Here is a 23,653-nt window from a genome sequence, read left to right on the forward strand (position 1 = left end):
TCCTTAGACACCAATAATCGACAACGCATCGACGACCGTCGGCTGCCTGATGCAGCCGTCAACAAAAACAACAGGAGTCACACATGCGTATTCGATTTACCACAGCAGTTCTGCTGGGGCTGGCCTTGCTGTCCGCCTCGTTCACAAGCTTCGCCGGCTATACCCAGACCCGCCATCCGATCGTTCTGGTTCATGGTGTCACCGGGTTCAACACCATTGGCGGTCTTGTAAACTATTTCCATACCATCCCCTGGAATCTTGAGCGCAGTGGCGCACGGGTCTATTCCGCCAGCGTTTCTTTCGTCAACAGCAGTGAACAGCGCGGCCAGCAACTGGCGAACTACGTGAACAGCCTCGGGCATTCAAAAGTCAACCTGATGGCCCACAGCCAGGGCGCGCCAACCTCCCGGGTAACCGCAGCCCTGATTCCTCACCGTATTGCCTCGATCACCTCCATCGATGGCGTCAACAAGGGCTCCAAAGTAGCCGATGTGGTTCGGGGCATCCTGCCACCCGGCAGCTACGTCGAGGGCGGCGCCAATGCCATAGCCAACGCCCTGGGGGACCTGGTGAATGCATTGTCCGGTGCGGACAATCCGCAGAACGGGCTGGCAGCTCTGGAAACCCTCACCACACCCGGAACAACCAGCCTCAACGACGCCCTTGGCTGGAAAGGCGTCAACAGGAATAGCTGCGCCGGCACCAGTGAAGATGTCTGGATCGACGGCAACCGCATCAAGTTCTTTTCCTGGACCGGACGGGGCGTGTGGACCAATGTGTTCGACATTACCGACCCCTTCCTGGGCGTGACCGCCCTGGCTTTCGGTAGCGAGCCCAACGACGGTCTTGTGGGCGTCTGCTCCACCATGATGGGCCGGGTGATCGGCACCCACTACGACATGAACCATGTGGATGCCATCAACCACCTCCTGGGTGCGCGTTCTCTGTGGACCAACCCGGTCACCCTTTACCGCACCCAGGCCAACCGGCTTAAAAACCGCGGTCTGTGAGGTAACCATGAAACGAACATCCATCGAAGCCCGTCGATGGCTGTTTCCCGGTGCCCTGTCGGCCATTCTGGCCGGCAGTGGTCTCTGGTACGGCCTCACCGATAACGCACCATCACAAGCCAGCAGCGCGGTTTCAAAGCCAACGCAATCCGCCATCCTGGCCGACTCAACAAGACCTTCGCAGGAGTCTGGCGAGCAACGGGGCTTAGAAAACCTCGCCCAGGAGTCCGGGCCTGCCACGACGCCCGATTCGCTCGGACCGCAACCCTTTGCCGCCTCACTGTCAGGCACGGAAATCGACGGTGCGCTGACCGCCGATGACAACGGTGAGCTTGTCATCAACCTCCAGGTCCGCGACTTCTTCGATTACTTCCTGAGCACAGTCGGCGAAGTCGCTCCGGAGACAGCCATTCAACAGATCGAGACGATGGCCAGGACTCACTTGCCAGAGCCCGCATCTGCTCAGGCAATGGCGTTGCTGGACGAATACCTCGCCTATAAGCAGGCATCCCTTCAGGTCATGCAGACGCGCCTCGATCCTGCCCGGGCAGGCGAGCCGGCCTATCAGCTGGCTGCGCTGGGCGACGCTCTGGCACAGCTCAAGCAGCTGCGGTCTGCCACCTTCAGTTCCGAGGCCCACCGGGCTTTCTTCGGGCTCGAAGAGGCCTACAGTGAATACACCCTGGCGACCCTTGCCATTCAGCAACGCACGGACCTCAGCGAGCAGGGCAAACAGGCGCTCGTCCAATGGCACCGCAACCAGCTGCCGGAGCAACTGAGAACGACGGAACAACACCTGCATGCCAGCACCCGGCAGCAGCAGGCCCGAACTGCAGCCATCGAATCGGCGTCTTCGCCCGAGGAAGCCGGACGGCAACTGGCCGAGCTGGGCGTGAACCAGCAAGGCGTCGAGAGCGTCGTGAATTACCTGAAGCAGCGGGAACACTTTGACCAGCGTTTCGAAGACTTCCGGGAAGCGGTAGACCGGGAGGCCTCGTCAGGACTGGCCGAAGCTGATCTGGAGAAACAGCGGGAGGCATTACTGGAGCGACATTTCCCGCAGCCGCAAGACAGAACCTGGGCACGACTGAAAATGCTGGGCAACGGCTGACCAGAATGTGCTCGGGTTCCCGAACACGTGGGCCGTGCCAGATACAATCCGGAGACCTACGCGATACTGGACACGGCCATGACGACCGAGCAGATCGAACAGCAGCAGGCCGCCGGATTCCGCAACCTGCGCTTCACGCCAGACCTCGAAGAGGCCTTCCGGCGATCACGGGCCGGCCTGATCAGGCATCGGGCCAGGCCAGTCTCGATCGCCGGGCTGATCCTGTTTTTGATCTACGCGGTGATGGATGCACTGACCCTCCCTGCCGAGCTGGCCCAGGTCACGGTGTCCATCCGGCTCGCGATTACCTGCCCTGTAATTGCCATTGTGATCTGGCTCGCCTACCGTCCAGTTCCTTCCGACATCAACTTCGAACGCATCTATACCCTCGCCTATCTCATGGGCGGCCTGAGCGTGGTGGCGATCATCGCGGCGGCGCGGCAGGCCGGGTATCCACTGCCCTACGAGGGCATGATCCTGATGCTCATGTTCGGATACTTCGCCATGGGGCTGCCGTTTTTCAGCGCGTCCCTGGTGTCACTGGTGCTGGTGATCAGCTACCTGATGATCGAGCTGTTAAACGGCATGTCCGGCGCCGCCCTGGCCACCAATCTGTTCTTTCTGACCACGGCCAACATCATTGGCATGGTGGGCGCCTGGACCAGCGAGTACCGTCACCGTGCACACTTCCTGGATCGTCAACTGCTGGATCGACTGCACCAGGCAACCAGGGATGAAAGCCGGCGAAAAACCGAACTGATCACCGCGGCCAGCCATGACCTTCGCCAGCCCCTGAACGTGATCGACATAACGCTGGAGAACCTTTCGCCTGGCCAGGACGGCTCCACCACCCGGCAGTTGAAGGATATGGTCCGACATCTTCGCCGCCTTCTCGGCACCGTCTTTGACAGCGCCAGACTGAATGAGGGCATGGTGCAGGCTGATATCCGGCCCACCTCACTGGCGCCGATTTTCCGGGATCTGAATGATCTGATGGCTGATTCATCGGGCAACAGTGACGTGACAGTGAAAATCGACCAGGGCACTGGCAACCTCAAGGTCATGGCCGATCCGTCCCTGCTGTCCCGGGTCCTCCAGAATCTGCTGTTCAATGCGGTGCAACATAGCGGTGGCAATCGTATTCACCTGTCTGCACGCAGCGTGGGTACGCAAGTTCTGTTGGAGGTCTCGGATAACGGAACCGGCGTGCCCCCCGAGCTGAACGATTCCCTGTTCTCACCCTACGTCAGGGGCCAGGGCCAGACAGACTACCCCGGCCTGGGTCTGGGCCTGACTATCGTAAAGGAATTCGTTGTCCTGATGCAGGGAACCTGTGGCGTCGAAACAGGGACCGGACGGGGGTCTGTGTTTTGGGTGCGGCTACCGGCGGCCCTCACAGCCAACCGCGTGCACGAGCCAGATTCACGCACTCCGTCCGGTTATGAACACCAAGCTGGGTGAAGATGGCCTTGAGGTGGGTTTTTACCGTGTGTTCCGTCAGGTTCAGACTCTGGCAGATGCGTTTATTGGGGAAGCCCTGCGCCAGGAGGAGAAGCACCTCCATTTGCCGCGGTGTTAACGCCAGATCCTGAGCCAACGGTTGAACACCGCCCGGGAAATAACCCTCACCACGACTCACAGACCGAACCATACTCACCAGAGCCGACCGACCGGCAGATTTCGCCAGAAAACCACTGGCACCGGCCGCCCTTGCTGCCCGCACCGTCGCCTCATCTTCACTACTTGAAATGATAACCACCGGAGGTGGGTCCCGGTGGACTGCCAGTCTCGGTAACAAGGCCAGCCCCGTCTCGCCCTGGAGTGCAATATCGAGCAGGATAAGCTGAAAATCGTCCTGGCGGGCCAGGAGACTTGAGGCAACCTCAACCGAGCTGGCCGTTATAACAGATTCGGCCAGCCCCTCCTGCCGGATTAAACCGGCCAACCCCTGGGCAAACAGGGCATGATCATCAACCAGCAACACCTTGTTCAGAGGAAGCGGCTGAGTGGGACAGGCAACAGACTGCCCCGTTTCTGATGTGATGGCATCCATGGATGAGCCTCTGCCCGCTGTGTTTATTTTTGTTACGGCGGATGACTCACTATAGGCCAGCGCGCCCTTGCTCTCCGCGTACTGCTTAACATTTTTCTACAACCCCCGCCCGGGTACCTCCATTGTGTGGGACCAATGAAACACAACTGTCATATTCCTGAAGCATCCTTCTCGGCTCCAACCAACTGACTGGTAAAGGCTTTTATCAAAATGCCGCGATTTACACGGATGACTTCAAAACTGCCGGGGCTGCTACTGCCAACGATAATGGCGTTCCAGGCCCAGGCCTATGATCTGGAAATTCATGGTTCCAATACCGTCGGCGCTACCCTGGCACCCATGCTGGTCACCGGCTACCTGGAAGAGCACGGCGGCGGGCAGGTTACGTCCAGGGGCACGGGCGTGGAGAACGAAAAAGTTCTACGCGCACCGGTGAACAACCGGGCGACGGAGGTGCTGGTGGCAGCGCACGGTTCAAGCACCGGCTTCAAGGCCCTGGCCGCCGGCAAAGCCAACATCTGGGCCTCTTCCCGGCCGGTAAAACCACAGGAAGCCGAGCAATTTCGTGCCAGGGCCGACCTCAATGCGCCAGAGAGCGAGCACGTCATTGCCATCGATGGACTGGCGATTCTGGTTCATCCGTCCAACCCCATCAGTAAAATGAGTATCGAGACCCTGGGCCGGGTATTCTCCGGACAGATCCGGAACTGGTCGGAGCTGGGCGGCCCGGATCGCCCCATTCAACTCTATGCCAGGGACGACCGTTCCGGGACCTGGGACACCTTCAAATCCCTGGTACTGGGGAAAGAGTTCGAACTGGACAACAACGCCAGGCGCTACGAATCCAACGACCAGCTATCCGATGACGTTAGCCGGGACCCCTCCGGCATCGGCTTCTCCGGCCTGGCCTCTGTTCGAGACAGCAAACTGCTGGCCATCTCGGAAGGCAATGCGCCAGCTCTGCGCCCCAATCAGCTCACCGTCGCCAGTGAGGACTACCCGCTGTCACGTCGATTGTTCATGTACACGCCGGGAAGTGATGTCCCGCCGCTCTCCGCCGGCCTGATCGGATTCGCCCTCGGCCAGCAGGGGCAGGCACTGGTGGCCGAATCCGGGTTCATTTCACAGAACCCCATCGCGGTGAAGCCGGAGTTCGACGACTCGACGCCCGAAAGCTTTCGCCGACTGACCGGTAATTACCATCGTCTGACCGTCAATTTCCGCTTCTCCGAAGGCCGAACCAAGCTCGATAACAAGGCGCGCCGCGACCTGCTGCGGGTTCAGCAGTACCTGCTCCAGAACGGTCGATCCGCTGATGACCTGTTATTGATCGGGTTTGCCGACACCCAGAGCCACGAGCTGCGAGCCCAGATGATCTCCGAGCTTCGGGCCCTGTCGGTCCGCAAGGCCCTGCAGGAAGTGAACGTGCCGGATGTTGCCTACACGGGTTATGGCCAGTACATGCCAGTGGGCGGCAGCGGCAACTCTCGCAACGGGCGCGTGGAAGTCTGGATCAAATCCCGTTAGCCGCGACCAAAGTCTGATGCCAAGCTGCGGCAATCACCTATCCGCTGCGGCATCACACCTATGTTTGGGTTTTCTATACTAACGAGGTCATTTCCAACCAACAGACAGGGACAATGGACATCCAAAACGACCACCGTTACGCGATCAACCTGAACGTTCGGGGCATTCAGCCCTCAGCCACCCTTCGCATCAATGAGCTGAGCAATCACCTCAAATCCGAAGGCAAGGACATTATCAAACTCGGGCTGGGGCAATCCCCCTTCCCGGTGCCCGATCGCGTGGTGGAGGCGCTGAAAGAGCACGCCCACGAAAAGGACTACCTGCCGGTCAAGGGCCTCAAAGGCCTGCGTGAGGCCATCGCCGGTTACATCCGCCGGAGCGAACGCATGCACTGTACCTGGGAGGACGTGCTCATCGGCCCGGGTTCCAAGGAGCTGCTGTTCATGCTCCAGCTGGCCTACTACGGGGACCTCCTGATCCCCCGCCCGAGCTGGGTTTCTTATGCGCCGCAAGCCCGGATCATCGGGCGCTCCGTACACTGGCTGCCGACCCATGCCGAAAACAACTGGCAACTGACCGCCGAAGAGCTGGATATCATCTGTCGCGATGATCCCTCGCGGCCCCGGATCCTGATCCTGAACTACCCGTCCAACCCCACGGGTTGCACCTACACCGACGACCAGCTGCTGGCCATCGCCAACGTGGCCCGCAAATACAAGCTGATTCTGCTGTCGGACGAAATCTACGGCGAAGTGCATTTCGAGGGCAAGCACAAATCCATCGCCCGCTATTACCCCGAAGGCACCATCATCAGTACGGGTCTGAGCAAGTGGGCCGGTGCCGGTGGCTGGCGCCTGGGCACATTTATTTTCCCCCGGGAACTGAGGCCGCTGCAGGACGCCATGGCGATCATCGCCAGCGAGACCTATACCGCCACCAGCGCACCAATCCAGCACGCAGCGATAGCGGCGTTCAACGGCGGTGAGGACATTGATGAATACCTGAAACAGTCCCGCCGTGTGTTGAAGGTTGTGGGCGAGTACATGCATCGCCGCCTGACCGAGATGGGCGCCGTGGTCCAGAAACCGGAAGGTGCGTTCTACCTGTTCCCCGACTTCTCCGGGTTCCGGGAGCAACTTTCCAGGAAAGACATAAAGACCAGCCAGGCCTTCTGCCAGGCCCTGCTGGAAAACACCGGCGTCGCCATCCTGCCCGCCAGCGACTTCGGCTTTGTGCCGGATCATCTTGGGGCCCGACTGGCCTTTGTTGACTTCGATGGAACCGAATCCCTGCACCTCGCCGGCAGTGACTATGCCGAACAGGAGCTGGGCGACGATTTCGTCAAGCAGGCGTGTCCAAGACTGGTTCTGGCCATGGACAAGATGGAGCAGTGGCTGAACAGCCTCTGATTCTGCCGTGTTAGACTGGCGTCCTCATTCCTAGGGGATATCAACGGGGGCGCCATGTCTGATTCTGTTTCTCTGCTCGAGATTACCGACTTTGCCGAAAACCTGGCCCGCGAAGCCGGCGAGCTGATTCGCCGCGAGCGGGACAACAACGCCCTGCGAACCGACTACAAACACCAGACCGAACTGGTCACCCACGCCGACGTGATGGCCGACGAATTCATTACCGGCGCCATCCGCAAGCGTTTCCCAGACCATCGAATCCTCTCCGAAGAAACCATGCCGGACCTGAGCCAGGCGGAAGAACTGGACACTCCGCTCTGGATAGTCGACCCCATCGACGGCACAGTGAACTATGCCTACGGCCATCCCCAGGTAGCCGTCTCAATTGCCTACGCCGAAAAAGGTCGCGTTCAGGTGGGTGTCGTGCATGCGCCTTTCCCCGGCGAAACCTTCCGGGCGACCCGCTCAGAAGGCGCGACGCTGAATGGCCGCCCCATCCGGCACAGCGGAGCAACCGTTCCGCGTGACTCCCTGTTCGCCACCGGCTTTCCCTATACCAAGGACGCCCTCGAGCCGTTGGTCAAACGCCTGGATGCGATGATTCACCAATGCCGCGACCTGCGCCGTATTGGCTCGGCGGCCCTGGATATCTGCTGGGTGGCCTGTGGCCGACTGGATATCTACTACGAGAACGTCAGCCCCTGGGACTTCGCCGCCGCCCGCCTGATCGCCCTGGAAGCAGGCGCCACAGCTGGCCACTTCGGCGAGGTGCCTGAAGGCTATCCTGCTGACCTCTGGGGCCGCGATATCCTGATCTCGGCGCCGGCTGTCTGGGAGCCTGTTCGGTCTATTCTCCGGTCTGCCTCTGGGTACGACTGAGTGTGCAGGTAGGATTGAGGAGATATATCTCAAGAGTCTGATAGGCGGGGGCAGGAAGGGCTTTCCCGAAATGTCGGCGGCCATGGATGGCCGACGCCAAGCGCACATGGACGTGCTCGTAGCGGTTTCGGGAAAGCCCTTCCTGCCCTCGCCTAAACTCCAGACCAAGCAGGCTAGGAATCTTGAAGAGGCGAACGAAAAATTCAGCCCCAAACACCCTCAGCAACCAAACCCCAACTCTCGTCGAAGTCAGTAGAAGGCAACCGCGAGAACGAGGAGCGGATAAACCGCTGAATCCGGCCCTCAACGAACACCAGAACATAGTCCGCGCCACGAGCAGACGTCGTACGGGGCCGAAGCCCCTGGCGGATCTCACCCTCCTTGAGGGTTTGGCGCACCTGGGTTTCCAGGCGTTCGAAGAACTGGGAGGCACGCTTGCGCAAAGTGTCGTTTTCGCCCATCAGGGCGTCTCCGGTCAGCACGCAGCACAGGCCGGGATTACGTTCTGCGAAAACCAGCACCAGATGTACTAGCTGTTGAAGGCGAACCCGCACATCCTCCTGCCCCTGCAGGATTACCTGGCAGCGGGAGAACACTGCCTCCTCGGCGAACTCAATGAGCGCCTCGAACATCTTCCGCTTGCTGGGGAAGTGTCGGTACAGGGCCGCCTCGGTAACGCCAACAGATTTGGCAAGGCCGGCGGTGGTGATGCGGGCTCCAGGATCCGTCTCCAGGAGTTCCACAAGGGCATGAAGAATCGCCTCGCGGCGACTGGGTTTCTGATCAGTCATGGCAGGACAGCAGCGCTCTGATTTATCGTTGTCGGGGCCGGTCGTTCAGCGCCGGCCCTCAGTTATCGTTAGTCAGGATTGTGCCCGAGATCAGAAGAAGGTGCCATCAATGGGCGAGGACGCACTGGCATAGAGTTTCTTCGGCATTCGGCCTGCCAGGTAGGCTTCCCGGCCAGCCTCGATGGCGAGGCGCATGGCATTGGCCATCTTGATCGGGTCTTTGGCCTGGGCGATGGCGGTATTCATCAATACGCCGTCGCAACCCAGCTCCATAGCGATGGTGGCATCTGACGCAGTGCCGACGCCGGCGTCGACCAGTACGGGTACCTTCGCGTTTTCCACGATCAACCGGATGTTGTACCGGTTCTGGATACCCAGTCCGGAACCGATGGGCGCGCCCAGCGGCATGATGGCCACGCAACCCATATCTTCCAGGCGCTTGGCCAGCAGCGGGTCGTCCGAGCAGTAGACCATCACCTTGAAGCCATCCTTGATCAGCTCCTCAGCGGCCACCAGCGTTTCGGTCATGTTCGGGTAGAGGGTCTTCTCCTCGCCGAGGACTTCCAGTTTCACCAGATCATGGCCATCCAGGAGCTCCCGGGCCAGCTTACAGGTGCGCACGGCATCCTTGGCGGTGTAGCAACCGGCGGTGTTCGGCAAAATGGTGTAATGATCCGGGGAAACCACATCCAGCAGGTTCGGCTCATCCGGATTCTGGCCGAGGTTGGTGCGGCGAACGGCAACGGTAACAATTTCTGCACCGCTCGACTCGATGGCATGACCGGTTTCCATCATGTCACGGTATTTGCCGGTGCCAACGAGCAGACGGGACTGGTAAACCCGCCCGGCAATTTCTAGCGGTCTGTCTTCTGGAAGCTGGATTTCGGATGTCTCTGTCATAAAGTTCCTGAATAATTTGAATACGGGAGGATGGAACCGCTGTGGTTGCCGAGTCGGGTGGACCGGCCAGTTTAACCGCCGCCAATCGCGTGAACGACTTCCACACGGTCGCCATCGCTCAGGGTAAATTCCGGGTGTTGGCTGCGTGGCACGATGTCCTCGTTTACCTCGACCGCCAGCCGCTTGCCCGCGAGAGCCATCTTTTCAATCAGCGTGGCAACGGTTGCGCCTTTCGGCAGCTCCATTGCTTCGCCATTTACCTGAACCTGCATCGTGACTCTTGCACCTCTGTATTCATCACTTGTTCCGGCGGAGACCGGAGGTTATTAACAGCGCCCAGCCCACCATGAAAGACATGCCGCCCAGAGGCGTAATCGGGCCGATCCAGCGGATGTCCGTAAGCACCAACAGGTAAAGACTGCCACTGAACAGCAGAATGCCGACGAGGAAAAATCCTGCCGACCAACCAAGCCATTTCCGGGGAAGCCCCTGCCCGCTGAGCAAAGCCAACAGAACCAGCGCAATGGAATGATACATCTGGTATGTGACGGCGGTCTGGAAAACTTCAAGTCCCCGGTCACTGACCAGGCCGCGCAGGCCGTGTGCGCCGAAGGCGCCTGCCATTACCGCCAGAAGCGCCAGAAAAGCTCCCGCGACCAGGGGCCATACAAGGACCCGCCCCGGGGTTTGATGTACGGGCTCAGCAGTCACAGTGGATCTTTTCTCCGGTATCCAGATTCATCATGGTCAAGGCACCGCCCCAGACACAGCCGGTATCCAGGCCGATAAACCGGTCGCTGCCAGTTTTTCCTTCCAGGGCTGCCCAGTGGCCAAACACCACTCGGACATCGTCATTGCGCGGAAAATAAAACCAGGGCTCGAAGCCTTCCGGGGCACTGTCAACGGTTTCCTTGGCCGCCAGCTCCAGGGTGCCGTCCTCGGCAATGAAGCGCATGCGGGTAAAATAGTTGGTAATAACACGCCAGCGATCCATACCCTGCAACCTATCGTCCCAGCGCTCGGGTTGGTTGCCGTACATATGGGTGAAGTATTCCTCGGCGGCATCGCCCTGGATCACAGCTTCCACTTCACGGGCGCAGTCCATGGCCTGACTGACCGACCAGACATGGGGCAAACCGGCGTGGGTCATCACCAGATTCCGGGCCGCATCGTGAACACAGAGTTTCTGTTGCCTTAGCCAATAAACAAGCCGGTCGTGATCGGGCGCGTCGAGGATATCCGACAAGGTGTCTTTGCGACGGGTCTGGTGGCCGCCCATCGACACCGCAAGCAGATGCAAATCGTGGTTGCCAAGCACCACAACCGCAGAATCCCCGAGGCTCTCGATATACCTGAGAGTTGCCAGTGAGGACGGGCCACGGTTGATCAGGTCGCCGGCCACCCACAAACGGTCTCGGGAGGGGGAGAAATCCACCTTGTCCAGGACGTCTCTCAGGCGTTCGTAACAGCCCTGAATATCGCCAATGGCGTAATCAGTCATCACTTACCTCGTTTGCGGGGCTGGCGGCCCCCTTCTCTTCAAAAAGCAGATCCGCGATGGCCACGTAATCGGCCAACCCCAGATTCTCCGGGCGCAGACCGTCATTGATTCCCAGGCTCTGGAGCTGTTCAACCGAGACCATACCGCCCAGGGCCTTGCGCAGGGTTTTACGGCGCGCGTTAAAGGCCGTGCGAACCACTGCCTGGAGCGTCGCCAGATCCTTCGCGGGATGGGGCAATGTTTTATGAGGCACCAGCCGGACGATGGCAGAATCCACTTTCGGCGCCGGGCGGAACGCGCCGGGTCCCACCTCGAACAGCGGCTGCACCCTGCAAAAATACTGGGTCATGATACCAAGGCGACCGTAATTGTTGTCGCCGGGCACCGCGGCCATCCTCTGAACCACTTCTTTTTGCAGCATGAAGTGCATGTCCTGCACCACGCCGGCCTGGGACAGCAGGTGGAAAATCAGGGGCGTGGATATATTGTACGGCAGGTTACCGACGATCCGCAGGGGACGATCCACCATGAGCTGGCTGAAATCGAACTTGAGCGCGTCCGCTTCGTGAATCCGGAACTCGGGATAGTTGAAGAACTTGGTGCGCAGCACCGGAATCAGGTCGCGATCCAGCTCCACTACCTGCAGCCTTGGATTCACGGCCAGTATCTCTTCGGTCAGCGCGCCCAGACCGGGACCAATTTCCACGATGGCGTCATCGGGTTTCGGATTGATCGCGCGGATGATCCGCTCGATGGTCCCTGGATCATGGAGGAAATTCTGGCCAAACCGTTTTCTGGCCTGGTGGCCGGCTTTGTTGCTCACAAACGGGTCTCTTCAATTGCAGATTTACGACAACGAGCCATTTGCTCGCCCACCTTCAAGGCCGTATGCAGGCTGCCGGCATCAGCCCGGCCGGTGCCAGCGAGATCCAGGGCCGTGCCATGGTCCACCGAGGTTCGGACAATGGGCAGGCCCAGGGTAATGTTTACGGCGCGCCCGAAGCCCTGAAACTTCAGTACCGGCAGTCCCTGATCATGGTACATGGCCAGAACCGCGTCGGCCTGGTCCAGCCAGTGCGGCGTGAAGAGGGTGTCGGCCGGCAACGGTCCGGTCAGCGAAAGGCCTTCCGTGCGCAGACTCTCCAGGGTGGGCTCGATGGTGTCGATCTCTTCCCTGCCAAGGTGGCCGCCTTCCCCGGCATGGGGATTCAGGCCGGCCACCAGAATTCGGGGCCGCGCAATGCCAAAGAACTTTTTCAGATCGGTATCGAGAATCCGCGTCACCTGAGTCAGGCGCTCGGGGGTAATGGCGGCGGAAACATCCTTGAGCGGTAAGTGGGTGGTTACCAGCGCAACGCGCAGCTCTTCGGTCGCCAGCATCATAACCACTCGCTCCACGCCGCAGAGCTCCTGCAGGAATTCGGTGTGGCCGCTGAACAAAATGCCGGCATCATTGATCACGCCTTTGTGGACAGGCGCCGTTACCATGCCATCAAACTCGCCATCCAGGCAGCCATTGGCGGCAACCTCCAGCGTCCTGACCACATAGGCACTGCTGCCGGTATCCAGCGAGCCAGGCTGGTCATTGGCGCAACCTTCCACGTGCAGCACCGACAGCAGGCCCGCCTTCATTTCCGGCGCCTCTCCGGGCTGCCAGGGACGCAGTTCAACCGCCAGATTCATTTGCTTCGCGCGGGCCTCCAGCAGCGGCCTGCTGGCAACCACCACGACACCACAGGTTCTGGACTCCAGCGCCAGCTGGAGGCACAACTCCGGACCAATTCCGGCAGGCTCGCCGGCGGTGAGCGCCAGAACCACAGGATTACTCATCAGGAGACCGGCTCTTGTTCTGCAGGTTCGTCCTTCGCGTACTCGCCCTTGAACTCGATAAAGGCCTCGTCGCGGATCTCCTGAAGCCAGTTTTGCAATTCGGTCTCGAACTTGCGCCGGTAGATGGCCTGGCGCGCCTCGGCGTCGCGCACATCACCGCTGATGTCTTTCTGACGGCGCTCCTGAACCTGCAGGATGTGCCAGCCAAACTGGGAGCGGAACGGCCCTTGGAACTCACCGATATCTGCATTCAGCATGGCCTGCTCGAACGCGGGCACCATCTGACCGGGACTCACCCAGCCCAGATTGCCGCCATCGGAACCGGACACCGGGTCATCCGAATACTCCTTGGCCAGGGCACTGAAGCTGGCACCATTCTGCAGTTGCTGATATAGATCCCGGATCATGGTTTCCGCCTGGCTGTCGGTGGTTGCTTCGGAAGGCCGCACCAGAATATGGCGAACGCGATGCTGCTGGATCAATTGCTGCTGCTCGCCCCCGCGTTTATCCATGACCATCACCAGATGGAAGCCGCTGTTGTTTTCAAGAACTTCCGACGGTTGACCCACCGGCAGCTCCGGCACCACCGGGGCAACGAGAGATGGCAGCTGGCCTTCGGCACGCCAGCCCATATCGCCGCCTTCCAGGGCGTTACTGGCATCGGACTCGGCAACAGCCACCTCGCGGAAATCACGGCCGCTGGCAATCTCATTGCGCAGACGCTGGGCCTTTTCCCGGGCCGCATCGACCTCCGCCTCGTCGGACGGATCATCAACGCTGACAAAAATATACGCCAGCCGGTACTGGGCGTTATTGCCACCACGGGCCTCCAGGCTCTCCAGATAGTTTTCCACTTCCCTGTCGGTTACCCGCACCCGGTTGCCAACCTGGCGCTGCTGAACGCGGCTGGTCAGCATCTCCCTTCGAATCTGCTCGCGGGCCTGGTTGTAGCTCACGCCTTCGGCCGCCAGCTGGTTTTCAAACTGGGCCAGGCTCATGCCGTTGCGCTCGGCAATGTTGGCCATGGTTTCGTTCAGCTCGTTATCGCTGATACGCATACCTGCGCGATCCGCCATCTGCATCTGGATAGATTCGGTGATCAGTTGATCAAGCACCCGCTCTTCCAGGATCTGCCGCGGCGGCAACGCCGTGCCCTGGGCGCTGAGACGACTGGTGATGGTACTGATTCGCGCTTCCAGCTCGGTCTGCAGGATGACATCCTCGTCGACAATGGCCACCACCTGATCCAGCAGCTTGCGCTCGGCCTGAACAGACAGCGGAGCCAGAACGGCAAGAAGAACCAGTAACGCTTGTACACCATGGCGAAGGGTCGCCTTCATAATCACCTCTGCAAATAGAATTTGAGCTTTTCTGGCGTTTTGGGGGCCTTAGTCCGGGATCCACTCAGGGAGTTCCAAAACGACGACGCTCCCTTTCATCGAAACCGTAAATGGCCTCGGAAATACTCGATGAAGCCCCATCACTGCCACCAAGGCCCTTCAGCTGGATCTGGAACAGTATACGGCTATCGAGCTCCCGGTCGTCGGTCAGATAGTTCTGGTGAACAACCTGAACACTCCAGCAGCAGTTATTGTATTCCAGTCCGGCCAGGGATCCGACGGTCCGGTCAAGGTCGGAATCATAGACCCAGCGGCCGATCAGACTAACACGGTCCGATACCGGGAAAACCGCCGCAATGTCCGACTGTTCCAGTTCGTCCCGGCTGTAGGTGTGCCCCACACTGGCCAGGTAGCGATAATCACTGGAGTGAAAGAGCAACTGACTCCGGCCTTCCTCCGTGTTACCCGTATCCGGATCCCACAGCCCGGAAGAACGGATCTCGAGGGTATCCAGCGGGTTTAGCACCACCTCGCCCGCCAGGGGAGAACGACTCCGGGTACCGGCACCCTCACCAAACAGGGTCACCTCCCGATCCTCAAAATACTGAACCTGGCCAATACTGAACCGGGCGCGCTCGGCGCCGGTAAGCAGATCATTGAAACGGCTGGTCAGGGCAACGGTCAACTGATTGGCATCACCGACGCGGTCACCGCCGGTGAAACGGTCCGGACGAAACAACTGCTCGAAGCGAAAGGTCTGGAGGTCGGTGTCGAAATCCGGGATGTCGTTCTGGTCCGGATCGGCATCGGCCCAGGCGTAATAAAGGCGGGGCTCAAGGGTCTGGTTATAGGGCACATCGAACAGGCTGCTCTGCCGGTCGAAATACAACCCGTTATCCCATTCGGCAACTGGCACGGTGCGATCGAAGGCGCCATCGCCCAGGGTGTAGTCATCCAGATCGTAGCGAGTGTAATCCAGGCTCACCGAGGGCCGGCTGAATCCCCACAAGGCCCGCATCGGCAACGCCAGCTCCGGTCGCGCCCGGAAGCGCTGGCCGTTGGCACGATCGAGACCGGTCAGGGCCTCGTTATCCCGATAGAAGACCGTGTACTGGCTTTCCACACTGGCTTCCACAACACCGGCATCGGTCTGCCCCGCATAGATAATTTCAGGCAGCTGGGCATAGGGCTTGTCAACATCGGCGATGCGGTCGCTGATGGTCTGGTAGTCATTGAGGTAGGCGTCAAAGTACTGCTGGTCGCTCCGGAAAGTCACCCCGCCCTTTCTCTGCAGGTGGGTGGCCTGGTTGATCTCCAGGCTGCGGTTGAGGTCGCTGAGATAGTCCTCGTCGCTTACCACGGAAAAATCCCCGTAGCCTCGCCAGCCACCGCCAAAGGCAGCCCGGGTGGTGGCATCCAGGGCCCAGCGCTCTCCGGACTCACCGGGATTCTCCTCCTCGAACGCCGAATCATTGCCGATATATCCAAGCTGCAGGGTGGTTTCCCCGAGCGAACTGAGGTACCGACCTTCAACTTCGTTGAACAGACCCCGGCCATGAATGTACTGGGGCGTCAGGGTTGCATCGTAGTGGGGTGCCAGATTGAAGTAGTAGGGAACAGCGATGAAAGCGCCACTGCCAGCACTGGAGGAGCCGAACTGAGGGTACAGGAAGCCGGATTTGCGGCGATCATCAATGGGGAAGCTGGCCCAGGGCCAGTAAAAAACCGGTACATCCAGGACTTCCAGCCGAACATGCTTGGCAGTGCCAAACCCCTCCGCCCGATCCAGGCGAATGTCCGAGGCGACGATGGCCCAGTCATTCTGTCTGGGGCCGCAGGTGGTGAGCAAACCACCTTGAATGACCACCTGCTCCTCGCTGATACGCGACAGGCTGCCGGCATTGCCACGCATTTCCGGCCCATGCAGCAGAAAGGTCGCCGTATTGATGTCTAGGCGACCGGTTTCCACATCATAATTGGCGTCCTCACCAGTCAGTAAAAAGCCTTCACCGCGACTGACCAGAGGCCCCTGGACCGAGACAGCGCCGCGCTCCTGACTGTAGCGGGCTTCCGAACCGGTTACCTGGAAGCCTCCCTGGCGAATCCGGACATCGCCCTGGAGAAACAGCTCTCGATCGATCTCATACCGCGCATTCAGGCCACTGGCTTCCAGCGGTTGTTCGGCATCGCTGCCATTGGCAAACGCACCGCCAACGCCGTCGGCACCACCAGAAGGCAAGTAGCCCCCTTCGCAGAACAAAGGCAGCGAAGACCGAACCTCATCTGGCAGTTCCGCCCTGGGGCGCCAGTCAATTTCCGCCGCCGACGGCGCTGCCTGGGCATAACCTGCGGAACTTCCACCCCCCAGAAACGCGGCCAGCAGCAAATGGCCATACCGGCTCTGCCACCGGCTTTGCGGTGATTGCAGTGGGCGTTCGGGACATGGCACGGTGGCTGGATCCTGTTCCGGGTGAATTGGAGGACGGGCGATAATAACCGCCGACTAGTTTACACGTGCCCTCCGGGGTTGTTAACGGAAACTCCGCTGCAAAACCGATTTACCCTCTTTATACTCCTCTGCTAACTTTCGCTGTCAGCGACAACTTATTTTCAGGATCGCAACCCGAGTTATGGATACCCGCCTGCAGTTGCTGACCAACTGGGTCAGACAGTTCCCCGGCTTCGAACAGAGCGAAGCCGAACCGGTCTCCGGCGATGCCAGTTTTCGCCGCTATTTTCGGGTCTGGCAGCACGCCGGTCAGGCGAAGACCAACGGCGGCGATGTTCCGTTTATTGTTATGGATGCGCCCCCGGAACACGAAGACTGCGAGCCCTTCGTGGCCATCGCACGGCACTGGCATCAGCAGGGCATTGCCGTGCCCGAAATCATCCAGGCTGATCTGGAACAGGGCTTCCTGTTGCTGGAAGATTTTGGCGACCAGCTGATGCTTGGCGAACTGAACGAGGAGTCCGCCGACCGGCTGTACCGGAACGCCCTTGAGGAACTCACTCTCATTGCCCGCCAGCCCTCTCCCGAGGCGTACCCACTGCCTCCCTACGACGCCACCCTCCTGGAGCGAGAGATGGCGCTGTTTCCGGACTGGCTACTGGAACAGCATCTGGGCATGCAGCTGGAAAACAGTGAGCGGGCGCTGCTGGACACCACGTTTTCCATGCTTCGGGAAAGTGCGCTGGCGCAACCGGAAGTAACGGTTCACCGGGACTACCATTCCCGCAACCTGCTGGTCCGCCCCGGCGAACCACGCCCCGGTGTCATCGATTTCCAGGATGCCGTCACCGGGCCGGTCACCTACGACGTCGTGTCCCTGCTGAAAGATTGCTACATCCAGTGGCCGGAGGCACGGATCTGCGACTGGCTGGAGGTGTTTCGACAGAGCAGCCGGGACGCAGGGCTGCATCGGGCCGATCCGGAAACCTTCCGTCAGTGGTTTGAACTGATGGGCATGCAGCGCCACCTGAAGGCCGCCGGGATTTTCGCCCGGCTGTCGATCCGCGATGGCAAACACGGTTACCTCAAGGACATTCCGCGCACCGTGCAGTACCTGATCGTTGCCAGCAGCCGGCAGCCGGCCCTGCGCCATTTCCACGAATGGCTCAGCGATACGGTTATGCCGCGCATCGAGGCGAGCATTGGCCCGACCCCCGGCCAGGAGCATTCGCACCAGTGAAAGCCATGATTCTCGCCGCCGGCAAAGGTGAACGCATGCGGCCGCTGACCCTGGCCACACCAAAGCCCCTGCTCAAGGCCGCCGGCAAGCCTCTGATCAGCTATCACCTGGACCACCTGCGGCGAGCGGGATTCCGCGAGGTGGTCATCAACCACGCGTGGCTGGGCGACCAGATTGAGGAAACGCTGGGCAATGGCGATCAGTTCGGCCTGTCAATTCAATACTCCCGCGAGGGCGAGCCCCTGGAGACTGCCGGCGGCATAGTGCGCGCCCTGCCCCTGCTGGCCGATGATGAATCAGACTGGTTCCTGGTGATCAATGGCGACATCTGGAGCGATTTCGACCTGGCCCAACTGATACCGCCGGCCGACGCCGACGCGCTGCTGGTGGTTACCCACAACCCGCCACACCATCCCGAGGGAGACTTTCACCTGACCGACCAGGGATTGCTCATGGACAACGGGCCGGACAAGGTGACCTTCACTGGCATCAGCCTGCTGCGCCGGTGCCTGTTCAAAGGCCTGACAGACCGGGCGGGAAAGCTAGGGCCGTTGCTGCGCAACGCCATGAGCGATGGCCGTGTGAGAGGCCTTTACCATCCGGGACGATGGGTAGACGTGGGCACCCCGGAACGCCTGCAAGCGCTGGACAGCCAACTTGGCAGAACGGAATCCGAAAGCCATGGCAGGCAGTAACAGACAACCGGTGTTGCCGGCCCGGATGGAAGCCGAGTTTTCCAGCCTGATGCGGGAACTCTCGGCGTGCGGCCACCAGGCTCCAGCGCTGATCGAGCGCGCCCGCCTGCCCCGCTGGTGCAGACGCCCCCTGTTTTTCTTTCTGGGCTACATCGCCAAATCAGAGGGTCGTGTGACCGAAGCCGACATCGGTTATGCCGAATCCCTGATAAAGGCCATGAAGCTGTCGAAGCGTCAACGACGACGCGCCATTGGCTGGTTCCAGGACGGCAAGTCAGCCGGGCAACTGCCCTTCATCCGCGGCCTGGCCATGCGCCTGTCCCGCCGCCTGTGGCCAGCACCGGCCCTGAAAACCGCCATCTGCCTGTGCCACGCCAGTCAGCTTAACGGTCGGCCCGGCAAGCCCAGACGCTACCGCTGCGAAGATGCTATTGATCAGATTGGTCTGCCGGTCAGCGTCACCGAAGACATCTTTGACAGCTATGCCAGCAAAGTCTGGACCCGGCACAGCGAGAATCTCTCCAGACCTACCAGTTATCAGCAAGCCTGTGAGATTCTAGGGGTTACCCGACGGGATTCTCTGGAGGTGATAAAACGGGCCTACCGCAAGAAGGTATCCGAGTGCCATCCGGACAAACTGGCCCAGCAGCAGATAAGCGCCCGTGACCAGAACCTCGCCAAAGAACGTCTGCTCTACTATCAGCAGGCCTGGGAGCTGATCAAGCGTCACAACACCTAGGCCACGCCTAGCGGGACTCAAGCCAGGCGGCAACGCGGCTGGCGACCGTATCGCCCAGAGTTCCGGGTGCGGGTGTGAGCCAGGGCACCGGCTGTCGCTCAAAGCCACTCATCCCGGCCCGACGCAACCTCATGCCAACACTCCAACCTGATCGATCATCAACGTCTCCGGAGGGATACAACTCCAGCAATTCCGTGCCCAGCGACTCGAGACGTTCCGGCAGATCTGGCCTGTCGACCGGGTAAAACTGCGGAGCCACCCAGACAAGCGCAGAAGCATTGCCACCCTCCAACACCTGGTTGGTCACGTGTATGCTGGCCCGCCCGACTCCCAGAACAGCCGGAGCCTCATAGCCCCGCTCCACCAGAAGAGCCAGTCCGGCCGCGAGCATCTGGTTGATTCGACTTCTGTAGCGCGCCTCGAGATCGTCGGCGCTCTCTGAGGCCATGACGTCAATCATGACCGATTCTGATGCTTGCTGCTCCTCTGCATCCGCTTCAGCCGCCGGTTTCTCTGACACCGGCTGCATCAGGATCTCACTCAGTACCGGTGAAGGCGATTCCAGGCCCAGCGTGAGCACGGCCCATCCCCGCGAAGCCAGCCCCGCCGCCAGCGCTCCGGTCACGCCGGAGGCGGCGGTTTCGCCCTCGTCCGACAGAACCAGCACGGCGCCGCGGGCCGGTAACCGGGCTTCCGGATAGAACAGCCCCAGCGCCCGGTCGCCCTCCTCAAGCTCCAGCCATACCGCCGCCTCGGGAAAGCTCTGGTTAAGGGAGCGCTCCCCGGTGCCCGTCCAGACCAGGGCCCGGCTTGCAGACTCCGCAGCCGGCGCCGCCGAATCTCCAGGCTCGGCGGCCTGATCACCCTCTTCCTGGCCGAAGACAGCCGAGGGCACGGTAAACATCAGGGCCAGGATGAGAGACCGGAACACGACCGGCCGGTAAAACTCGAATCTCTGCACAGATACTGATCCTTTGACTGCGAAAAAACGCGACTGAGCTGTTAGACTAGCAGCCATCCTGAATGTGCGGCAGGGACCGCTGACCACGCCATTATCCATTGTTGTGAGAGAGCCGTCATGAACCCTTACCTGATTGCCCCATCCATCCTGTCCGCCGATTTTGCCCGCCTTGGCGAGGAAGTCGACAACGTGCTGGCCGCTGGCGCGGATGTTGTGCACTTCGATGTCATGGACAATCACTACGTGCCCAATCTCACCATTGGCCCCATGGTCTGCGAGGCCCTGCGCAAGCATGGCGTGACCGCCCCCATCGATGTCCACCTGATGGTATCGCCGGTGGACGACCTGATCCGTATGTTTATCGACGCCGGCGCCAGTTACATTACCTTTCATCCGGAAGCGACCAACCACATTGACCGGTCACTGCAACTGATCCGCGATGGTGGCTGCCAGGCCGGCCTGGTGTTCAACCCGGCCACGCCCCTGCATTACATGGATCATGTGATGGACAAGCTGGACATGGTACTGCTGATGTCCGTGAACCCCGGTTTCGGCGGCCAGAAGTTTATACCGGGCACCCTCGACAAGCTCCGGGAAGCCCGCAAACGCATCGATGCCAGCAACTACAACATCCGCCTGGAAATCGACGGCGGCGTGAAGACCGAGAACATTCGGGAAATCGCCGAGGCCGGTGCCGACACCTTCGTGGCCGGTTCCGCCATCTTCAATACGGACGACTACAAGGCCACCATCGACGCCATGCGCGAAGAGCTAGAGCAGGCCCGCAGGGTGATCAGCCAATGAGCCTGGCGGGTTTGTTCAACGCCCGCTGGCCAGGGGTTGCCCTGTTCGATCTGGACGGCACCCTGGTGGACAGCGCGCCGGATCTTGCGGCAGCGATTGATCAGATGCTCGAGCATCTTGGCCGCTCCCCCGCCGGGATTGACCGGGTGCGGAATTGGGTCGGCAACGGCGCCAGCGTTCTGGTCCGCCGGGCGCTGGCTGGCCAGGTGGACTGGGAACCGGCGCGGCCGAAAGACGACGCCCTGTTCAACGATGCCCTGGCAATCTTCTATCACGCCTATGGCACCATCAATGGCCGGCATTCGGTGGTCTATGCCGGCGTCGAGGCCTGTCTCACACATCTGAAAAACCAGGGCTGCCGGCTGGGCATTGTCACGAACAAGCCGGAACAGTTTGTGGCGCCGCTGCTTGAACAGATGGGGCTGGACCACTGGTTTGATCTGACCGTGGGTGGTGACACCCTGCCGGTCAAGAAACCAGACCCGACGCCCCTGCTTCATGCCATGGAGACGCTGGGGGGTACCCGGGGAACCACGGTAATGGTGGGCGACTCCGGGGCGGATATTAACGCCGCACTGGCAGCGGGCATTCCCTGCGTGGCGGTCCGCTACGGCTACAATTATGGGCCAGCCGTAGATACCCTGGGCGCCGATGCGGTTGTTGATTCGCTGGCCGAGCTTTTGTAATCTCATAAGGAACTTACATTGAGCACTTCTTTACGGGAGATTCCTGCCGTGCAGGGACTGAATCTGACTGCAGCGCGAGGCATCCTGACAACCCGCGCAACACGATGGTGGCGATGGCGCACCGGCTGAGCAAGCCCGGCGGCCGACCGGCTCCTGCCCGTCGAGCCCGCAGCACCTGATGGAAGCACTGGCTTCCGTCCACAATGCAGATCAGATTTCAGGAAACCGTACCATGAAACCCGAGCAATTCTCCGAGCTCGCCAACGCCGGCTTTAACCGCATCCCTGTGTACCGCGAGGTGCTGGCCGACCTCGATACGCCTCTGAGCACCTACCTCAAGCTCGCCAGCGGGCCGTATTCCTATCTGTTCGAGTCCGTTCAGGGCGGCGAGAAATGGGGCCGTTATTCCATCATCGGCCTGCCCAGTCATGAAGTGCTAAAGGTTTTTGACCACCGGGTGGAGATCAGCCGCGGCGGCGAGATCGTCGAAACCGAAGAAGTCGAAGACCCTCTGGCGTTTGTCGAGGCCTACCAGGAGCGCTTCCACGCGCCCGACCTAGACGAACTACCCAGGTTCAACGGTGGCCTGGTGGGCTACTTCGGCTACGACACCGTGCGCTACATCGAAAAGCGCCTGCGCCAAAGTTGTCCACCGGACAAGATCGGCACGCCGGACATTCTGCTGATGGTGTCCAACGAGATCGTCGTGTTCGACAACCTGCGTGGCAAACTGCACCTGATTGTCCATGCTGACCCGGCCGTTGAGGGCGCCTTCGAGAAGGCACACAGCCGCATTGATGAGCTGGAGAAGCACCTGCATCGGCAAACCGCCGACGCGCCGCGCACGCCTCTACACCTTCGCGGCAAAGCCGTGGACGAGAGCGACTTCATCTCCGGCTTTACCCAGGACAAATTCGAAGCGGCCGTGGACAAGATCAAGGGCTACGTGCTCGACGGCGATGTCATGCAGACGGTGATTTCCCAGCGCATGTCGATTCCCTTCGAAGCACCGCCGCTCAACCTGTACCGCTCACTTCGGGTGCTGAACCCGTCACCGTACATGTACTTCCTGGATCTGGAGGACTTCCACATCGTTGGCTCCTCCCCGGAAATCCTGGCCCGTGTGGAGGACGAGGAAGTCACCGTTAGGCCCATTGCCGGCACCCGCAAGCGCGGCGCCACCGACGCCGAGGACAAGGCCCTGGAAGCGGAACTGCTGGCCGACCCGAAAGAGATTGCCGAGCACCTGATGCTGATCGACCTGGGCCGCAACGACGCCGGCCGGGTATCGGAAACTGGCACGGTCCGGCTCACCGATAAAATGATTGTCGAGCGTTACTCCCACGTGATGCACATTGTTTCGAACGTCACCGGCCGGCTGAAAGACAACACCAGCTGCCTGGACGTGCTTCGGGCCACCCTGCCCGCCGGCACCCTCAGTGGCGCGCCCAAGATCCGGGCCATGGAAATCATCGATGAACTGGAGCCGGTCAAGCGTGGGGTCTACGGTGGCGCCGTGGGTTACCTGTCGTTCAACGGCAACATGGATACGGCCATTGCCATCCGTACCGCCGTAATCAAGGACAACACCCTGCACATCCAGGCCGGCGCCGGCGTAGTGGCCGATTCGGTACCCCGCCTCGAGTGGAAGGAAACCATGAACAAGGGCCGCGCCATTTTCCGGGCAGTGGCCATGACTTACAACGATTTCGACCACTGAGGCGGAGG

Annotated in this window: 23 protein-coding genes; 12 read left to right on the forward strand and 11 right to left on the reverse strand. The window is 60.5% G+C overall.

The window, feature by feature from the left end; translation table 11 throughout:
* Positions 1–83 precede the first annotated feature (83 nt).
* Genes GJU83_RS07160 through GJU83_RS07170 form a run of 3 tightly spaced genes read left to right on the forward strand, consistent with a single transcriptional unit; the run spans position 84 to position 3,582 of the window.
* Positions 84–1,010, forward strand: coding sequence for an esterase/lipase family protein (locus GJU83_RS07160; protein ID WP_069182060.1), 927 nt, complete (start codon positions 84–86; stop codon positions 1,008–1,010).
* Between the two features lie 7 nt (positions 1,011–1,017).
* Positions 1,018–2,121: a lipase secretion chaperone gene (locus GJU83_RS07165; RefSeq protein WP_069182061.1), complete on the forward strand. Its 1,104-nt coding sequence runs from the start codon at positions 1,018–1,020 to the stop codon at positions 2,119–2,121.
* A 27-nt stretch (positions 2,122–2,148) separates the two neighbouring features.
* Positions 2,149–3,582: a sensor histidine kinase gene (locus GJU83_RS07170; protein WP_228715156.1), complete on the forward strand. Its 1,434-nt coding sequence runs from the start codon at positions 2,149–2,151 to the stop codon at positions 3,580–3,582.
* On the opposite strand, the gene GJU83_RS07175 is transcribed toward GJU83_RS07170, so the two are convergent.
* Positions 3,515–4,174, reverse strand: a complete 660-nt coding sequence (locus GJU83_RS07175; protein WP_069182063.1) for a response regulator transcription factor — start codon at positions 4,172–4,174, stop codon at positions 3,515–3,517. The two genes, GJU83_RS07170 and GJU83_RS07175, sit on opposite strands and share 68 nt — an antisense overlap.
* A 228-nt stretch (positions 4,175–4,402) precedes the next feature.
* Here GJU83_RS07175 and GJU83_RS07180 point away from each other — a divergent pair, with 228 nt between their 5' ends.
* The 3 genes from GJU83_RS07180 to GJU83_RS07190 all read left to right on the forward strand — a co-directional run bounded on the left by GJU83_RS07180 (position 4,403) and on the right by GJU83_RS07190 (position 7,989).
* Positions 4,403–5,701 (forward strand): substrate-binding domain-containing protein, encoded by a 1,299-nt coding sequence (locus GJU83_RS07180; protein ID WP_227514418.1) that lies wholly within the window; start codon positions 4,403–4,405, stop codon positions 5,699–5,701.
* A 113-nt stretch (positions 5,702–5,814) separates the two neighbouring features.
* A complete protein-coding gene (locus GJU83_RS07185) occupies positions 5,815–7,110 on the forward strand; it encodes a pyridoxal phosphate-dependent aminotransferase (RefSeq protein ID WP_069182065.1) in 1,296 nt (431 codons plus the stop codon).
* Positions 7,111–7,164: 54 nt separating this feature from the next.
* Complete coding sequence (locus GJU83_RS07190; protein WP_069182066.1) at positions 7,165–7,989, forward strand: inositol monophosphatase family protein; 825 nt, start codon at positions 7,165–7,167, stop codon at positions 7,987–7,989.
* A gap of 203 nt (positions 7,990–8,192) precedes the next feature.
* On the opposite strand, the gene slmA is transcribed toward GJU83_RS07190, so the two are convergent.
* From slmA to GJU83_RS07235, 9 genes are all read right to left on the reverse strand, one after another.
* Positions 8,193–8,780, reverse strand: a complete 588-nt coding sequence (gene slmA / locus GJU83_RS07195; RefSeq protein WP_069182067.1) for a nucleoid occlusion factor SlmA — start codon at positions 8,778–8,780, stop codon at positions 8,193–8,195.
* Between the two features lie 90 nt (positions 8,781–8,870).
* Positions 8,871–9,680, reverse strand: a complete 810-nt coding sequence (locus GJU83_RS07200) for a thiazole synthase (protein ID WP_069182068.1) — start codon at positions 9,678–9,680, stop codon at positions 8,871–8,873.
* A 71-nt stretch (positions 9,681–9,751) separates the two neighbouring features.
* Entirely contained in the window at positions 9,752–9,952 is a 201-nt protein-coding gene (gene thiS / locus GJU83_RS07205) for a sulfur carrier protein ThiS (protein WP_153633974.1), read from the reverse strand.
* Between the two features lie 25 nt (positions 9,953–9,977).
* Positions 9,978–10,304: a DUF423 domain-containing protein gene (locus GJU83_RS07210; RefSeq protein ID WP_153634415.1), complete on the reverse strand. Its 327-nt coding sequence runs from the start codon at positions 10,302–10,304 to the stop codon at positions 9,978–9,980.
* Positions 10,305–10,380: 76 nt separating this feature from the next.
* The gene (locus tag GJU83_RS07215) at positions 10,381–11,181 is read right to left on the reverse strand and encodes a symmetrical bis(5'-nucleosyl)-tetraphosphatase (RefSeq protein WP_069182071.1); all 801 of its coding nucleotides are present in this window, start codon (positions 11,179–11,181) and stop codon (positions 10,381–10,383) included.
* Positions 11,174–12,004, reverse strand: coding sequence for a 16S rRNA (adenine(1518)-N(6)/adenine(1519)-N(6))-dimethyltransferase RsmA (gene rsmA / locus GJU83_RS07220; RefSeq protein WP_069182072.1), 831 nt, complete (start codon positions 12,002–12,004; stop codon positions 11,174–11,176). Before rsmA ends, GJU83_RS07215 begins: the two co-directional genes overlap by 8 nt.
* On the reverse strand, positions 12,001–13,011 hold the full coding sequence (gene pdxA, locus GJU83_RS07225) for a 4-hydroxythreonine-4-phosphate dehydrogenase PdxA (RefSeq protein ID WP_153633975.1): 1,011 nt from the start codon (positions 13,009–13,011) through the stop codon (positions 12,001–12,003). The genes rsmA and pdxA overlap by 4 nt, the downstream gene beginning before the upstream one ends.
* Positions 13,011–14,351 (reverse strand): peptidylprolyl isomerase, encoded by a 1,341-nt coding sequence (locus tag GJU83_RS07230; RefSeq protein WP_136630043.1) that lies wholly within the window; start codon positions 14,349–14,351, stop codon positions 13,011–13,013. The genes pdxA and GJU83_RS07230 overlap by 1 nt, the downstream gene beginning before the upstream one ends.
* 64 nt (positions 14,352–14,415) lie before the next feature.
* Positions 14,416–16,737, reverse strand: coding sequence for an LPS-assembly protein LptD (locus GJU83_RS07235; RefSeq protein WP_153634416.1), 2,322 nt, complete (start codon positions 16,735–16,737; stop codon positions 14,416–14,418).
* Between the two features lie 244 nt (positions 16,738–16,981).
* On the opposite strand from GJU83_RS07235, the gene GJU83_RS07240 reads away from it, so the two are divergent.
* From GJU83_RS07240 to GJU83_RS07250, 3 genes are read left to right on the forward strand one after another with little or no spacing between them, the layout of a single operon-like run.
* Positions 16,982–18,040 carry an aminoglycoside phosphotransferase family protein gene (locus GJU83_RS07240; RefSeq protein ID WP_153633976.1) on the forward strand — a complete coding sequence of 353 codons (1,059 nt, stop codon included), beginning with the start codon at positions 16,982–16,984 and terminating at the stop codon, positions 18,038–18,040.
* The gene (murU, locus tag GJU83_RS07245; protein ID WP_153633977.1) at positions 18,037–18,735 is read left to right on the forward strand and encodes an N-acetylmuramate alpha-1-phosphate uridylyltransferase MurU; all 699 of its coding nucleotides are present in this window, start codon (positions 18,037–18,039) and stop codon (positions 18,733–18,735) included. The genes GJU83_RS07240 and murU overlap by 4 nt, the downstream gene beginning before the upstream one ends.
* A complete protein-coding gene (locus GJU83_RS07250; protein WP_153633978.1) occupies positions 18,722–19,474 on the forward strand; it encodes a DnaJ domain-containing protein in 753 nt (250 codons plus the stop codon). Before murU ends, GJU83_RS07250 begins: the two co-directional genes overlap by 14 nt.
* A gap of 7 nt (positions 19,475–19,481) precedes the next feature.
* Here the strand turns inward: GJU83_RS07250 and GJU83_RS07255 are convergent, their stop codons facing one another.
* Positions 19,482–20,435 (reverse strand): DUF3530 family protein, encoded by a 954-nt coding sequence (locus tag GJU83_RS07255; protein ID WP_153633979.1) that lies wholly within the window; start codon positions 20,433–20,435, stop codon positions 19,482–19,484.
* 117 nt (positions 20,436–20,552) lie between these two features.
* Here GJU83_RS07255 and rpe point away from each other — a divergent pair, with 117 nt between their 5' ends.
* The 3 genes from rpe to trpE all read left to right on the forward strand — a co-directional run bounded on the left by rpe (position 20,553) and on the right by trpE (position 23,645).
* Positions 20,553–21,239 (forward strand): ribulose-phosphate 3-epimerase, encoded by a 687-nt coding sequence (gene rpe / locus GJU83_RS07260; RefSeq protein ID WP_153633980.1) that lies wholly within the window; start codon positions 20,553–20,555, stop codon positions 21,237–21,239.
* Positions 21,236–21,925: a phosphoglycolate phosphatase gene (locus GJU83_RS07265; RefSeq protein ID WP_069182080.1), complete on the forward strand. Its 690-nt coding sequence runs from the start codon at positions 21,236–21,238 to the stop codon at positions 21,923–21,925. The genes rpe and GJU83_RS07265 overlap by 4 nt, the downstream gene beginning before the upstream one ends.
* 232 nt (positions 21,926–22,157) lie before the next feature.
* Positions 22,158–23,645, forward strand: a complete 1,488-nt coding sequence (gene trpE, locus GJU83_RS07270; RefSeq protein ID WP_153633981.1) for an anthranilate synthase component I — start codon at positions 22,158–22,160, stop codon at positions 23,643–23,645.
* Positions 23,646–23,653 lie beyond the last annotated feature (8 nt).

This window comes from Marinobacter salsuginis (assembly GCF_009617755.1).
GTDB classification, from domain to species: Bacteria; Pseudomonadota; Gammaproteobacteria; order Pseudomonadales; family Oleiphilaceae; genus Marinobacter; species Marinobacter salsuginis.